We start from the raw sequence: 14,061 nt of genomic DNA, 5'->3' as shown, positions 1-14,061 counted from the left end.
GCGCCCCTGAAGCGGTTCGGTTTTTCCAGCCTTAGCTTGTGACCCCAAAGCGATCTCTGCTTGGTGGGCAGATCGGGGCGGACATGTGCCTTGGGTATCTCCCGAACCGCGTCCATTGGAGCTTCGATACGGCGCAATACCTGCCCGAGCGAGGGCGAGGTCCTTTTTCAGGCGCGCTACATGCGTTTGCGGGCGGTGAGCGCGGCTGAGATGGTGCCTTCATCAAGATAATCAAGCTCGCCCCCCACGGGCACCCCCTGCGCAAGCGAGGACACGATACAGCGCCCTTCCAGTTCTTCCGCGATATAATGCGCGGTGGTCTGGCCATCGACGGTGGCGTTTAGGGCCAGGATCACTTCCTGAACATCTTCTTCGATCACACGGCGGACCAGACGCGGGATCCCCAGATCCTCCGGCCCCACCGCATCAAGTGCCGACAAGGTGCCCCCGAGCACATGGTAGCGACCGGTAAAGATTTCCGCCCGCTCCATCGCCCAAAGGTCCGCCACATCCTCGACCACACAGATCTCTCCGGTGGCGCGTTTGGGGGACGTGCAGATCGCGCAGCGGTCTGAGGTTGAGACATTGCCGCAGGTCACGCATTCGCGTGCCGTTTCCGCGACCGCAAGCATCGCGTCGGCCAGGGGGGTCAGCACAAGGGCGCGTTTCCGGATCAGGTGCAGCACCGCGCGTCTGGCCGAGCGCGGACCGAGCCCGGGCAGCTTGGCCATCAGCTCGATCAGGTTTTCAATGTCGCGCGGTGCGTCTGTCATGGAAAGGGCTACCGTTCAGAACGGCAGGTTCATGTCCTTGGGCAGGCCAAGGCTTTCGGTCAGCTGAGCCATTTCGCGTGCAGACCGTTCCTGCGCCTTTGACTGAGCATCCTTGATGGCCGCGAGGATCAGATCCTCAACCACTTCTTTTTCATCCGGGTTGAAGATGGTCGGATCGATGTCCAGCCCGGTCAGCACCCCTTTTGCCGTGGCCGTGGCCTTGACCAGCCCAGCGCCGCTTTCGCCCACCACGGTCATGGTTTCCAGGCTCTCCTGCAGCTCCGCCATGCGGGTCTGCATTTCCTGTGCCTTTTTCATCATCCCGGCCATATCGCCGAGCCCACCCAGTCCTTTGAACATCTGATGCTCCTTACAATTCAGCTTCGGTCTTAGATACGGGCCGGGCGGCTGGGATACAAGGATAGGTTACGCCTCCTCGAACGGGTCCCACTCGTCCTCGACCTCCTGAAGAGCCTCGGTGGCCGCCTCCTGCGCAAGGTCAGCATTGGACCGGACTTTTTTTATTGTCGCTTTGGGAAAGGCCAATTTGACTGCTCGAACCAGAGGGTGGGCTTCCGCTTCTTCTTGCAAGGCAAGCTTTTCGCGGTTTCGCACCTCGTAAATCGTGGGTTCTTCGCAGCCATTGACCAGCGTCACCCCCCAGCGCACCCCGGTCCAGCCCTGCAGGCGCTGCGCCAGCCGCGCCGCGAGGTCCTTTGGGGCGTCCTCGGTGGGGGTAAACTCGATCCGCCCCGGCTGATACGACGCCAGACGGACATATTCCTCGACCTGCACCTTCAACAGCCCGTCGCGGTGATGATGGATGAGCTGCAGAACATCTTCGAACCGGGCGTATTCCGCAAGGGCGCTTTCGGGGGCATGCGCGACGGCAAGGGCGGTGGGGCCGCCCGGCCCAGAAGGTGCGCCGGAACCATTGGGGGCAAATCCCCCCTGCGCATTCGCGCCACCATTGCCATGCGATACCGGGGCGCCGCCACCGCCACCACCGGACGGTGTCGGGGGAGGAGGCGCATCTTTCAGCTTGCGCACCAACTCTTCCGGTGTCGGCAAATCCGCCACATGGGTCATGCGGATCACCGCCATTTCAGCAGCCATCATCGCGTTGGGGGCATTGCCCACCTCTTCCAGCGCGGTCAGCAGCATCTGCCACATGCGCGCCAGCACGCGCATCGGCAGTTTTTCAGCCATGGCCTGACCACGGGTGCGTTCGTCCGGCGACACGGTGGGGTCTTCGGCGGCTTCGGGTGTGATCTTGATCACACTGACCCAATGGGCCACTTCCGCCAGGTCCCGCAGCACCGCCATCGGGTCAGCCCCATCGGAATATTGCGACCCGATTTCCCAAAGCGCGCCTGCCGCGTCCCCGCGCATGATCAGGTCAAACAGGTCGAGCACCCGGCCACGATCCGCAAGCCCCAGCATGGCGCGGACCTGATCAGCGGTGGTTTCCCCTGCCCCGTGCGAAATCGCCTGATCCAGAAGTGACTGGGCGTCACGGGCAGACCCTTCGGCCGCGCGGGTGATCAGCGCCAGCGCATCTTCGGCAATCTCGGCCCCTTCCGCCGTGGCAATGCGTTTCAGCATCGCCATCATATCCTCGGGTTCGATCCGACGCAGGTCAAACCGCTGGCAGCGCGACAGCACCGTGACCGGCACTTTGCGAATTTCGGTGGTGGCAAAAATGAATTTCACATGGGCCGGCGGTTCCTCAAGCGTTTTGAGCAGCGCGTTGAACGCGCTGGTCGAGAGCATGTGAACCTCATCGATGATATAGATCTTGTAGCGGGCCGAGGCCGCCCGGTAATGCACACTTTCGATGATTTCGCGAATATCCCCCACCCCGGTGCGAGAGGCCGCGTCCATCTCCATCACATCCACATGGCGCCCTTCGGCAATCGCCACGCAATGTTCGCACTTGCCGCAGGGTTCCACTGTCGGGCCGCCAGTGCCGTCAGGGCCGATACAGTTCATCCCCTTTGCGATGATGCGCGCAGTGGTGGTCTTGCCCACGCCGCGAATGCCGGTCATCACGAAGGCCTGCGCAATCCGGTCACTTTCAAAGGCATTTTTCAGCGTGCGCACCATCGCCCCCTGCCCGACAAGATCGGCAAAGGTTTCGGGGCGGTATTTGCGGGCAAGCACCTGATAGGCTTTGCGTGGCTCGGCGGTGTCGGTCAGGGTGTCGCTCATCGTCAGCCTTTGTCGGGATTCGTGGTGTCATGCAGAGCCTAAGCCCCCGTGCAGGCGAGGTCTACAGCAGATGCAAAAATCACCTCAGAGCGCCCAGAGGACCCCACCCACCGCAACTGTCACCAGCGACATCAGCAGGGCCAGACGGGTGAAGGATTTGGTGGGCATGGTCTCGGCATCATTTTCCGATAGGCGCTGCAATGTCTTGCACGCCTGCCGTTGCGCCGCCCAATAGATCACCACTGCGATGCACAGAAACATACTGGCCACCAGTTTCGCAGCCCAGGTCGGATCAAAATCGCCAAACACGGCTTTCAGTCCGATGGCCACCCCAACGGCACCCAGACCCGTGCCCATCCAGGCCGAAAACGTGCGTTCATTGGCCATGATTGTGCGGTCTTCCGCCCAGCGGGTGCGCGTTTCTGCTTTTGATTGGTTGTCGGTATCGGTCCTGTCGGGCATGAGGGAAGAATAGTCACCCTGCCCTGCGGATGTGAACCCCTATTCCGCCGGGTGGTCAGCGTTCGGTTGTGGAACATCGCGACGTCAGATGCTATCCCGGCGAAGCCGCTGATGCGGCCACACTATATTCGAAAAGGGCACCCTCCATGGCATTTGAAATCTACGCGTTGAGTGCAGCCGCAGGACAGGTTGGGATCTGCCCCATGCCGGGGCTGCTGTCGCCCTATGCGGATGATCTGAACACGATCATCGACTGGTCGCCGGATCTGGTGCTGACCATGACCGAAGAGGCCGAGCTTGTCACGGTTGGCGCGAACACGCTGGGCGACGACCTGCAGGATGGGGGGATCAGTTGGTATGCGCTGCCGATCACGGATTTCGGCGCACCCGACGCGGATGTGGAGCTGACCTGGCCGGAAGTGTCCATGCTGGCGCTGGCGATCCTGCGCCAAGGCGGCAAGGTGCTGGCCCATTGCCGGGGCGGCTGTGGCCGGTCGGGCATGACGGTGATGCGGTTGATGGTTGAGTTGGGGGAAGATCCCGAAGCGGCGCTGGCGCGCCTGCGCGACGCCCGCCCCTGTGCGGTTGAGACACAGGCGCAGCAGGATTGGGCCGCCGCGCCTGCGTCAGATCGCATCTAAAGCGTTACCGCCCCTTCTTGTAATGCGCGTCGCGCACCACGCTGTTGACCATTTTGCCAAACGCCTTGTCGCGCGCGCGGGCTTCGGCCAGGGTTTCGGTGTTGCGCCGATCCTCGGCCTGCAACTTGCGCCAGCGTTTCAGACGATCCGGGTCAAGGTCCCCGTCCGAAATCGCCGCCTGCACCGCACAGCCCGGCTCCCCCTCATGCTGACAATCGGAAAACCGGCAGGACGCGGTCAGGGTCACGATGTCATCAAACAACGCGTCGATCCCCTCGCCCGCATCTGCCAGACGCAGCGCGCGCATCCCCGGCGTGTCGATCAGCCAGGCGCCCTTGCGGGTGGGCCGCAGCGACCGCGCGGTGGTGGTGTGTCGGCCTTTTGCGTCATCTTCGCGAATGCCCTGAGTGGCATCGTGCAAATCGCAAAGCCCGTTCATCAAGGTGGTTTTACCCACGCCGGATGAGCCGACCAGAGCAGCGGTTTGCCCCGCAGGCAGCCAGCTTTCCAGTTGGGCAATCCCCTCCGGATCAAGCGCATTCACGGCGAGGACAGGCAAGGCCGGGGCCAGCCGTTCGGCCTCGCGTGTGACCACGCTTGGGTCGTCACACAGATCCGCTTTGGTCAGCACCAGAACCGCAAAACACCCGGCCTCATGGGCCAGGGCCAGATAGCGTTCAACGCGTGCCGGGTTGAAATCGGCATTGCAGGATGAGGTGATGAAAAGCACATCCACATTGGCCGCGATCAGCTGCAAACGAGCGTCCGTGCCAGCCGCCCGGCGTTTCAGCTCTGTCTGTCGATCAAACAGATGGGTGATGCGGCTGGCATCATCGGCCAGCACCCAATCGCCCACGGCGAAATCGCCGGTGGAGTGATCCGTAGTGATCAGGGTCAGTTCGCCATCTGCGCCCAGCGCCGACAGGCGGTCGCGATGCACTTCGCTGATGCGAAACGGGGTTTGCGCGCTGGCATCTTCCAGTTGGCGCGCAAAGTGGTTGGACCATCCGAGGTCCTTAAGAGTGTATGTCATTGGTTTGCCTGTGTAGAGAACACAACATTTCCGGGCATCGCGATGCGATGTCGGAAGGGTGTATCAGGCAGTGATCCCTTGCGGCCAGCTGGGCCGGGATTGGATCAGAAACGACCTGCCTGAAGGGTGTTTGTTACAATCATAAAGTCCCTCCGTCTGGTGCGTTGTTGGTGTGTCCCTTTTGGTGACACTGCGTTCACCTTCTGGGGGCTGGTAGTGTCCCTCTCGGTGATTGTGCCAATCACCTGTCGGGCTTGTGATTTCCGGACGGAAATGCACGCGGGTGAGAGGCTGAACACGACCCAAGCGGGGCTCGTTGTGGCTGCTTCCTTCCGGACCTGACCAGGTTGGCGAGGCGCCTGCCCGCGCCAACCTCTCGGGGTTTCATATAGGATGGGTTCAAACCGGATGCAAGCCTTGCGCGCACGAGATTACAGCATCAGCTCGTAGAGGGAAAAGCCGCGCGGATCCTCTTCGCCAAGATCCCGCAAAGACAAGGGCACCCCCTCGGCCAATTGCGCTTTTCCAAGCGGCGAAGACGGGAAGACAACGCTGGCTTCCCTGACCGGAGCGAAGGTGAATTGCAGTGTCGGCTCCAGTTCGATGTTCTGACGCTGTTCGACATATTGGCGCACCAGATCCCGGATCGACACCTGTTTCACGGGAACGATCCGATCCGGGTCGATGATTGGAAACCCTCCGCCGCCCCGGATGCGGAAATCACTGGTGACCAGCAGGAACTCGTCCTCATCACGCACCAGCCTGTCCTGATATCGCAGATCCGTGATCCGACAGGCGGCGGGATTTTCCAATCGCCCTGCCGTGCTGAACCGCGCCGGTTGTGACAGGTCAATCCGATAACTCACCCCAAGAATGGTTTCGAGCAGATATCCCGGCGTGCCCACATCCTTGAGCACCTGCCGCGCCTGCCCCGGTGCCACCTGGCAGAACACGCTGGCTGCGCGTTCCAGCCAATCTCGGATATAGGCCCCGCTGGCCCGCACCAATGCCAGCTCATTGGGAAAGATGTAAAGGTCCGACACCGAGCGCAGGGTCAGCTCTCCCGGTTGGATCGAAGTAAAATAGCCAGGCCCTCCCAGCCCTCCGCTTTTAAACGGGGCTGAAGAGGCCAGCACTGGCAGGTCCGGCACCTCACCATCGCTGATCAGCTGGCGGGTGAAATCTGTCATGGCCTGCTGCACCAGACGGGTCGACGGGTCCAGTCCCACCAGTGAAAAATAGCTGTGCAGACTTTGATGCGCGTATCCAATACGGGTGCGCACATGCATCAGGGTGCTTTCGTGCAACTGGCCCAGAAGCGCCGAGAAATCAGCCCCGACCGCGTCCTGCTCGCTTTCCGGCACTTCGCGCAGTTCGGACCGGCCGGCGCAAATGTGCCAGCGACCATCGCTGCGGGTCAGATCCAGATCAATCACACCCAGATGGGACCCCCAGAAACCCGGCACCACCACCGGTTTGCCATGGATCTTGCCCCCTTCGAGATCCACATGCGCCGCGTGCAGCCAGTTATGGGCAGGGTTTGCATCCCCGGGTGGCGGCGGAAAGCACTGGTGCGAATGCCCGCCGATCACCACGTCGATACCGTCAATCTCACAGAGTGGCACAACCGCGTTTTCCATTCCGGGTCGCGGCTCTGACATGTCAATTCCGCTATGCGCCAGAGCGACCACGAGGTCGACCCCCTTGGCGCGCAACCGCGGGACAAAGCTCCGCGCGGCCTCAAGGATATCACGTGTGCCCGGCGTGATGGGTTGAGATTCGCCCGTGTGGATCGAGTTTGGCGGCAGAAAGCCGATCACGCCGATCCGAAGCATATGCGACACCCCATCGCAGTCCTGAAAGCAACGATTGAGGATCGTGTAGGGCGGCATGAAGGTGCTGTCGAGAAAGGGATGCTCGCCCTTTTTCAGCACCGAATTGGCCGAGACAATCGGAAACTCGGCCTGCTCGATTGCAGACAGCAGGACGTCCACACCTCGGTCGAAATCATGATTGCCAATGGTCGCTGCGTCATAGCGCAGATGGTTCATCGCGGCGATCATCGGGTGAACCTCCGGAAGGTGCCCGCGCGCCCGCTCACCCCTGGCCTGTTCGACCACAAAATCGCCCATGGCCGTGCCATGCAGGAAATCCCCCGCATCCAGCAAAACTGCATTGCGCCTTTCCATACGCGCCTGCTGGATCAGCTTGGCGGTTTGCGCCAGCCCCCAACGTGCGTTTGGCAGATCGTTCAGGTAATCATACGGCAGAATATGCATATGCAAATCCGTGGTCGCCAGAAAGCGCACCCGCATCCTGAGAGATCGGGAACACTCATCCACATTCGCGGCGTTTTGCGACACGCTTGCTTGCCTTTCTACCATTTCCCCACTTGCACAGGAAATTTGCGTTTTGCACAAAGTAGCTTAACGCCGAATGGGAAGAGCCACCAGCAAAAGATGAATCGAGATACAATACACTACCTATGAGGGATGTGATCGCCTATATGAAAGGCGATGGACGCATTTTCTGGAACAAAGAAAGACGATTTCAATGGCAGCCACCGATATTTTGAGTTTTGGAGTCAACCAGTTGGACCGGGCCGCACATTTTCGCTCCGACCCGGAAAAGCTCCTTGGTCTTCAGGCAGATGGGGTCTTTTTACCGCTTTGGCGGGGCAAACCTCTGGTCCATCCGGAGGACGGAGGGGGGCTTCGGCTGGTGCTGGTTGAGCAAACCCACCCCCTCGTTGCAAACTGCAATGATTCCCCGGTTTTCCTCGGTCTGTCCGGGAACCAGCCAGTCTTTGCCGTGACCCTGCCGGACTGGGAAGGCATCGCCCTTCCCGACACCAACAGCTTCCTCGACACCCAGGAGCAGAGCCACCCCGAGGCCCCGGCTGGCAGTGTGTTCAAAGAGCTGCGCACCATGCTGACCGCGCTGACCCCATCCCAGGCCGAGATTGCGGCCACCGCGCGCGCGATCCACGAATGGCATCGCAGCCACAGGTTCTGCTCTTGCTGTGGTCAGCCCTCGCTCAGCGCGCAGGCGGGGTGGCAACGTGATTGCCCGTCCTGTGGGCGGATGCATTTTCCACGCACGGATCCCGTGGTGATCATGCTGATCACCCATGGCAACAGGGTGCTGATCGGTCGCTCTCCGGGCTGGCCCGAGGGCATGTATTCCCTGCTTGCCGGTTTCATGGAACCGGGAGAAACCATCGAGGCCGCCACCCGCCGCGAAGTGTTTGAAGAAACCGGTGTGCGGGTCGGCAAGGTTGGCTACCTCGCGTCGCAGCCCTGGCCCTTTCCGGCCTCACTGATGATCGGCACCCGGGGGGAAGCCCTGAGCGACAAGATCACGCTGGACCCGAACGAGCTGGAGGACGCCTTATGGTTGACCCGCGAAGAGGTGATGCAAAGTTTCGCGGGGCACCATCCCGCAATCCGCCCGGCCCGCCCCGGATCCATCGCCCATTTCCTGCTTAGAAACTGGCTTGCGGATCACACCGTTTGACCGCAGATTGGGCCGCAAGTTTGCTGCGTCATCCGAACTCCGGTATGCGTGGGTTCCGTAACAAATGAGGTTGTCATGAGATTCAGCACCCGCGAAGATATCGCTGCCAACATCGAATATGTCTTTGCATCGGTATCTGATTTCGGTGGGCTGGAACGCGCCGCCCTGCGCCGGGGCGCAGATGTGGTGCGCACGGATACCCTGTCCGCCCCCGGACCGGGCATGAGCTGGCGGGCAACTTTTCCCTTTCGCAATCGCGAACGGCAAGCAGACATGAAGCTTACCCACTACGAAGCCCCGCACGGCATGGTCCTGTTTTCCAAGATCTCGGGAATTGAAGCGGAGGTTCGTGTTGACCTGGTAGCGTTGTCCCCACGGCGCACCCGCCTGAATCTTGACGTGGAAATGAAACCGAAATCCATCCCCGCACGTCTGATGATGCAGTCGATGAAGCTCGCGCGGGGGAACCTGGTCAAAAAGTTCCGCCGCCGGGTGGCTGATTACGCGCAGACGATCGAAGACCGCGCCCGGTCCTGACAGCCCCGCCTGACACCGACGATCGCCGGCATCCGCGCCATGTCATCTGACCCGGAGATACCCCGGCTCAGATGCAAATTCGGCTGTTGACCCGCAGGTCTCTTGCCAAAGGCTCACTCGTCGCGACTCGGGTCGCGTGGATACACCCCGAGGATATCAACCGTCTCGGTGAAATGATCCAGCTCTTCCATTGCCAGGCGCACACCCGGATCATCGGGGTGGCCATCAATATCGGCATAGAATCGGGTGGCGGTGAAAGATCCGTCGACCATATAACTTTCCAGCTTGGTCATGTTCACCCCGTTGGTGGCAAATCCCCCCATCGCCTTGTAAAGCGCCGCCGGAATGTTGCGCACTTCGAATACAAATGTGGTGATCATGCCGTGCTCACCACGCCGCTCATGATTCGGCTCACGCCCCATGATCACAAACCGAGTGGTGTTGTGGCCATGATCCTCAACATCCTCGGCCAGAATATCGAGCCCATAAATCTCGCCTGCCAGGGATGAGGCCAGAACGCCCTCTCCCGCCACCTTGGTCTTGGCAAGCTTGGCCGCCGCCCCGGCACTGTCCGCCGCAGCGACGCCTTTGATCCCGTGCAATTTCAGGAAGTTGGCAGATTGCGGCAGCAATACCAGATGGGCGCGCACCAGACTGATATCGTCGATCTTTGCCCCCGGCAGGGCCAACAGACTGATCCGCACCCGCACGAAAGCCTCATCCAGAACATGCAACCCGCTTTCCGGCAGAAGGCGGTGAATGTCGGCCACCCGTCCATAGGTCGAGTTTTCGATCGGCAGCATGGCCTGATCCGCCGCCCCTGACCGCACCGCGGCAATCACGTCCTCGAACGTCTCACAGGGCATCGCCTCCATATCCGGACGGGCCTTGATACAGGCCTCATGTGAGTAGGCTCCGGGTTCCCCCTGAAATGCGATCCGACCGGTCATTTGGCTGTTCACTCCTGCACTATGGCAATTTGTCCCTGTGAATAAGCGTCATATCGCTTGAAATGACACAAGGGAAGCGGCTAGAAGGCTTTAACTTTGGATGAAACGAGACGCGACATGTTCGACACTATGACACTGACGAAAGCCGGTGGTGCCCTGTGCGGTGCCCTGCTTGTTTTCCTTCTGGGCAGCTGGGTTGCCAGTATTCTGTTTACCGAAGGCGATAGCCACGCTGCTGACGGTCATGCCACCACCGGCTTTGTTCTGGCTGCTGGTGAAGAGGCCGCAGAAGAGGAAGTGGTGGAAGAAGTTTCCTTTGAAGAGCTTCTGGCATCCGCCGACGCCGAAAAAGGCGCGAAAGTCTGGAGCAAGTGTAAAGCCTGTCACAAGCTGGAAGACGGCGCCAACGGCACCGGCCCGCATCTTTACGGTCTGATCGATCGCCCGATCGCCTCTGTTGACGGCTTCGGTTATTCGGACGCGCTGGCTGGGCTGGCTGGTTCCAACTGGACCGCGGAAGAGCTGAACAACTGGCTGACAGATCCGAAAGGCTACGCTCCGGGCAACAAGATGACCTTCAAGGGTCTGAAGAAAGACACCGATCGTGCCAACCTGATTGCCTATCTGGGCACCATCGGCGGCTAAGCCCCCGATACAGGCAGCGCCTGACACAGATTGAAGACAGGGCCATCAGCCGATGCTGGTGGCCTTTTTCTTTGCGGCCTGCCCCCATCCAGCAAGTCTTCGCCTACACCCACGCAGGATTGATCCCGCGCGAGGTTTCAGGGCCAAGTTTGGGATTCACACAGTTCCTAAAACGCTTTAACGTCCGATAGGAATGACACGCCTGTCCGGTTTCACCGCAGGTTATGTATCTGCAACAAGATGACATCAGGAGATCCATCATGACCTCATCGCGTTTTGGCCCCGTATCCCGTCGCACGGCCCTTGGTCTGATAGGAGCGGGAACGGCGGTGGGGCTTGGCGGCATTCCACGCACGGGCTGGGCATCGGGCACCGCAGGCTCGGGCGGGAAATTGATCCGAAGCCACGGGTATTCCTTCTATGGAGAGCTGCAATACCCGGCTGATTTCCCCCATCTCACCTATGTCAATCCAAACGCCCCGAAAGGCGGCACCATCACCCTGTCCGAACGTGGGACCTTTGATGGTTTTAACCGCTGGTCCTGGAAATCGGGGAATGCGGAAGTGAACTCTTCTGTCGTGGCGGAAAGCATGTTTGGCGACATGCCCTTTGGCGGCGGCGTCCCCGCTGACAACATCACCGACAGCTATGGCCTGATCGCGGAAAGCGTCGAATACCCGGAAGATCAGTCCTATTGCATCTTCCACATGCGCCCCGAAGCGCGGTTCCGCGACGGATCTCCGCTGACCGCACATGATGCCGCATTCACGCATAATCTGTTTCTGGAACAGGCCATTCGCTCCTACGCGCGTGCGGTCAAGGAGCGGATCACGTCGGTCGAAGTGCTGGATGATCACACGATCAAATATACCTTTGCAGATGGCATTTCCCGCCGCTCATTGATTGACCAGGTTGGGGGCACGCCGATTTTCTCCAAAGCCTGGTATGAGGAAACCGGTGAACGGCTGGACGAAGGATCGTTGAAATCCCCGATGGCCAGCGGGCCTTACCAGTTGGATGACTACGAGCTGAACCGCTATGTGGTTTACAAGCGCAATCCCGATTACTGGGGCTGGCATCTGCCGATCAACCAGGGCCGTCACAATTTCGATTATGTCCGGTTTGAATATTTCGCCGATGACACCGCCGAGTTTGAAGCGTTCAAGGCAGGCGAGGTCACCTTCCGCCCCGAAGGCAGCACCAAACGCTGGGCCATCGATTATGATTTCCCGGCCGTGGAAAACGGCGACGTGGTGCGCGAAGAGATTTTGCTGCAGAACCCGCCCAGCAATAGCGGCATCATCTTCAACACCCTGAAGGCGCCGCTGGATGACAAGACGGTTCGCCATGCGCTGTCGCTTCTGTTCAACTTCGAATGGGTCAGCAAGTCCCTGCAATATGGCCTGACCACCCAGCGCCATTCCTTCTCGCAAGGGACAGAGGTGATGGCCGAGGGGCTGCCCAAGGGCAAGGAACTTGCGTTTCTGAAATCACTGGGGGATTTGGTGCCGGAAGAGATGCTGACGGAACCGGCGGTAATGGCGCACAGCTCAAACCCCGATAAACCATCAGACCGCAAGAACAAGCGCAAGGCCCTGAAGCTGTTGGAACAGGCCGGATGGGATGTGGATGACGCAGGCGTATTGCGCGATGCAGCCGGCAAACAGATGGTGCTGGAATTCCTGCTGTCATCGGCGACCTCCAACACCGCCTCGGCGATCATCACCGCCTATGTGAAGGCACTTCAGGATCTGGGGATCGACGCGAAAGCGGAAAAGGTCGACTCGGCCCAGATGCAGAAACGGTATCTGGACAAGGATTACCAGATGCTGTTCACGCGATATAATTCCTTTGTCCAGGCGGGCACCGGTCTTCGGCAGATATTTGGCTCTGAAACAGCCGAAGTCTCCTCTTACAACCCGGCCACGCTGCGCAGCCCCCTGGTTGACGCCATCATCACCGCAGCTCTGGACACCACAACCCGCGAAGACGAAATCACCACCCTCACCGCATTGGACCGTGCGCTGCGCCATGAACGCATCATGATCCACGCCGGGTATGTGCCCGATACATGGCTGGCCTATTACGACTTTTTTGAACATCCCGAAAACCTGCCGCCCCATGCAACGGGCTTTCTTGATTTCTGGTGGATCAACGAAGATAAATACGCCGCTTTGAAATCCAAAGGTGTGCTGAGGTAATCCCCTGTGGGCGCTTATATTCTACGACGTCTTCTGCTGATCATCCCGACCCTTCTGGGCATCATGATCATCAACTTCACGCTGACCCAGTTTGTTCCGGGTGGCCCTGTTGAACAGGTGCTGGCCAAACTTCAGGGCGAAGGGGATGTGACCCAGCAGATCATCGGCAATGCCAATGATGTGGGAGAGGAAACCTTTGGGTCCGACAGCGAATACATTGGGGCGCGCGGCCTTCCCAAGGAATTCATCGAAGAGCTGGAACGGGAGTTTGGCCTCGACAAACCGCCGGTGGAACGGTTTTTCCTGATGCTGTGGAATTATGTGCGGCTGGATTTTGGCGAAAGCTATTTCCGGTCCATCGGCGTGTTCGAACTGGTGGCCGAGAAACTGCCCGTGTCGATCACCCTTGGCCTGTGGTCCACGCTGATTGCCTATATCGTGTCGATCCCGCTGGGGATCAAGAAAGCGGTGCAGGACGGGTCACGCTTTGACACCTGGACCTCGGGCATGATCATCATCGCCTATGCCATCCCCGGCTTTCTGTTTGCGATCCTGCTTCTGGTCGTGTTTGCGGGCGGATCCTATCTGCAATGGTTCCCGCTGCGCGGCCTGACCTCGGACAATTTCGAAGAGCTGAGCCTCTGGGGCAAGATCATCGACTATTTCTGGCACATCACCCTGCCGGTTCTGGCCACCACAATCGCCAGTTTTGCCACGCTCACGCTGCTGACCAAAAACAGCTTTCTCGACGAGATCAAAAAGCAATATGTGGTCACCGCCCGCGCAAAGGGCCTGGCTGAGAACCGGGTGCTTTATGGCCATGTGTTCCGCAATGCGATGTTGATCGTGATCGCAGGTTTCCCCTCGGTCTTCCTGGGCGTTTTCTTCGGCAGCTCGGTCATTATCGAGACGCTGTTCTCGCTGGACGGGTTGGGCCGGCTGGGGTTCGAAGCCGCGCTGCAACGCGATTACCCGGTGATTTTCGGCACCCTGTTCGTCTTTGGCCTGATGGGGCTGGTGATCGGTATCCTCTCTGACCTCATGTATGTCTTTGTCGATCCGCGCATCGACTTTGAAGCGCGGGAGGGCTGA

General features: G+C 59.8%; 13 protein-coding genes and 1 other RNA gene. 6 read left to right on the top strand and 8 right to left on the bottom strand.

Going from position 1 to position 14,061, the window contains the following annotated elements; all coding sequences use genetic code 11:
• Positions 1 to 176 precede the first annotated feature (176 nt).
• The 4 genes from recR to XMD517_RS13005 form a co-directional block, all read right to left on the bottom strand.
• The gene (gene recR / locus XMD517_RS13020; RefSeq protein ID WP_055187469.1) at positions 177 to 773 is read right to left on the bottom strand and encodes a recombination mediator RecR; all 597 of its coding nucleotides are present in this window, start codon (positions 771 to 773) and stop codon (positions 177 to 179) included.
• A gap of 15 nt (positions 774 to 788) precedes the next feature.
• Positions 789 to 1,133: a YbaB/EbfC family nucleoid-associated protein gene (locus XMD517_RS13015; RefSeq protein WP_055187468.1), complete on the bottom strand. Its 345-nt coding sequence runs from the start codon at positions 1,131 to 1,133 to the stop codon at positions 789 to 791.
• Positions 1,134 to 1,199: 66 nt separating this feature from the next.
• Positions 1,200 to 2,984, bottom strand: a complete 1,785-nt coding sequence (locus XMD517_RS13010; protein ID WP_173484900.1) for a DNA polymerase III subunit gamma/tau — start codon at positions 2,982 to 2,984, stop codon at positions 1,200 to 1,202.
• Between the two features lie 84 nt (positions 2,985 to 3,068).
• Positions 3,069 to 3,446, bottom strand: a complete 378-nt coding sequence (locus XMD517_RS13005) for a YidH family protein (RefSeq protein ID WP_173484899.1) — start codon at positions 3,444 to 3,446, stop codon at positions 3,069 to 3,071.
• 146 nt (positions 3,447 to 3,592) lie between these two features.
• Between XMD517_RS13005 and XMD517_RS13000 the strand changes: the two genes are divergently transcribed.
• Entirely contained in the window at positions 3,593 to 4,087 is a 495-nt protein-coding gene (locus tag XMD517_RS13000) for a dual specificity protein phosphatase family protein (protein WP_173488046.1), read from the top strand.
• A 4-nt stretch (positions 4,088 to 4,091) separates the two neighbouring features.
• On the opposite strand, the gene rsgA is transcribed toward XMD517_RS13000, so the two are convergent.
• From rsgA to XMD517_RS12985, 3 genes are all read right to left on the bottom strand, one after another.
• Positions 4,092 to 5,120: a ribosome small subunit-dependent GTPase A gene (gene rsgA, locus XMD517_RS12995; RefSeq protein WP_173484897.1), complete on the bottom strand. Its 1,029-nt coding sequence runs from the start codon at positions 5,118 to 5,120 to the stop codon at positions 4,092 to 4,094.
• Positions 5,121 to 5,401: 281 nt separating this feature from the next.
• Positions 5,402 to 5,499, bottom strand: an RNA gene (gene ffs, locus XMD517_RS12990) — signal recognition particle sRNA small type.
• Positions 5,500 to 5,551: 52 nt separating this feature from the next.
• Positions 5,552 to 7,504, bottom strand: a complete 1,953-nt coding sequence (locus XMD517_RS12985) for a bifunctional 2',3'-cyclic-nucleotide 2'-phosphodiesterase/3'-nucleotidase (protein ID WP_173488423.1) — start codon at positions 7,502 to 7,504, stop codon at positions 5,552 to 5,554.
• A gap of 169 nt (positions 7,505 to 7,673) precedes the next feature.
• On the opposite strand from XMD517_RS12985, the gene nudC reads away from it, so the two are divergent.
• On the top strand, positions 7,674 to 8,636 hold the full coding sequence (nudC, locus tag XMD517_RS12980) for an NAD(+) diphosphatase (RefSeq protein WP_173484895.1): 963 nt from the start codon (positions 7,674 to 7,676) through the stop codon (positions 8,634 to 8,636).
• Between the two features lie 75 nt (positions 8,637 to 8,711).
• The gene (locus tag XMD517_RS12975; protein WP_173484894.1) at positions 8,712 to 9,173 is read left to right on the top strand and encodes an SRPBCC family protein; all 462 of its coding nucleotides are present in this window, start codon (positions 8,712 to 8,714) and stop codon (positions 9,171 to 9,173) included.
• A gap of 113 nt (positions 9,174 to 9,286) precedes the next feature.
• On the opposite strand, the gene XMD517_RS12970 is transcribed toward XMD517_RS12975, so the two are convergent.
• Complete coding sequence (locus XMD517_RS12970) at positions 9,287 to 10,123, bottom strand: prephenate dehydratase (protein ID WP_173484893.1); 837 nt, start codon at positions 10,121 to 10,123, stop codon at positions 9,287 to 9,289.
• A gap of 117 nt (positions 10,124 to 10,240) precedes the next feature.
• Here XMD517_RS12970 and XMD517_RS12965 point away from each other — a divergent pair, with 117 nt between their 5' ends.
• From XMD517_RS12965 to XMD517_RS12955, 3 genes are all read left to right on the top strand, one after another.
• Positions 10,241 to 10,768, top strand: a complete 528-nt coding sequence (locus XMD517_RS12965) for a cytochrome c family protein (protein WP_173484892.1) — start codon at positions 10,241 to 10,243, stop codon at positions 10,766 to 10,768.
• A gap of 260 nt (positions 10,769 to 11,028) precedes the next feature.
• Positions 11,029 to 12,969 (top strand): extracellular solute-binding protein, encoded by a 1,941-nt coding sequence (locus XMD517_RS12960; RefSeq protein WP_173484891.1) that lies wholly within the window; start codon positions 11,029 to 11,031, stop codon positions 12,967 to 12,969.
• Positions 12,970 to 12,975: 6 nt separating this feature from the next.
• Complete coding sequence (locus XMD517_RS12955) at positions 12,976 to 14,061, top strand: microcin C ABC transporter permease YejB (protein ID WP_173484890.1); 1,086 nt, start codon at positions 12,976 to 12,978, stop codon at positions 14,059 to 14,061.

Origin of the sequence: Aliiroseovarius sp. xm-d-517, assembly GCF_013283135.1 — a bacterium.
Taxonomy (GTDB): domain Bacteria; phylum Pseudomonadota; class Alphaproteobacteria; order Rhodobacterales; family Rhodobacteraceae; genus Aliiroseovarius; species Aliiroseovarius crassostreae.
This window is presented reverse-complemented; position numbering and strand designations above follow the sequence as displayed.

What these genes read in the sequence shown, in the direction of transcription:
- recR (WP_055187469.1), bottom strand. Translation starts at nt 773, where the DNA reads ATGACAGACGCACCGCGCGACATTGAAAACCTGATCGAGCTGATGGCC.
- XMD517_RS13015 (WP_055187468.1), bottom strand. Translation starts at nt 1,133, where the DNA reads ATGTTCAAAGGACTGGGTGGGCTCGGCGATATGGCCGGGATGATGAAA.
- XMD517_RS13010 (WP_173484900.1), bottom strand. Translation starts at nt 2,984, where the DNA reads ATGAGCGACACCCTGACCGACACCGCCGAGCCACGCAAAGCCTATCAG.
- XMD517_RS13005 (WP_173484899.1), bottom strand. Translation starts at nt 3,446, where the DNA reads ATGCCCGACAGGACCGATACCGACAACCAATCAAAAGCAGAAACGCGC.
- XMD517_RS13000 (WP_173488046.1), top strand. Translation starts at nt 3,593, where the DNA reads ATGGCATTTGAAATCTACGCGTTGAGTGCAGCCGCAGGACAGGTTGGG.
- rsgA (WP_173484897.1), bottom strand. Translation starts at nt 5,120, where the DNA reads ATGACATACACTCTTAAGGACCTCGGATGGTCCAACCACTTTGCGCGC.
- XMD517_RS12985 (WP_173488423.1), bottom strand. Translation starts at nt 7,504, where the DNA reads ATGGTAGAAAGGCAAGCAAGCGTGTCGCAAAACGCCGCGAATGTGGAT.
- nudC (WP_173484895.1), top strand. Translation starts at nt 7,674, where the DNA reads ATGGCAGCCACCGATATTTTGAGTTTTGGAGTCAACCAGTTGGACCGG.
- XMD517_RS12975 (WP_173484894.1), top strand. Translation starts at nt 8,712, where the DNA reads ATGAGATTCAGCACCCGCGAAGATATCGCTGCCAACATCGAATATGTC.
- XMD517_RS12970 (WP_173484893.1), bottom strand. Translation starts at nt 10,123, where the DNA reads ATGACCGGTCGGATCGCATTTCAGGGGGAACCCGGAGCCTACTCACAT.
- XMD517_RS12965 (WP_173484892.1), top strand. Translation starts at nt 10,241, where the DNA reads ATGTTCGACACTATGACACTGACGAAAGCCGGTGGTGCCCTGTGCGGT.
- XMD517_RS12960 (WP_173484891.1), top strand. Translation starts at nt 11,029, where the DNA reads ATGACCTCATCGCGTTTTGGCCCCGTATCCCGTCGCACGGCCCTTGGT.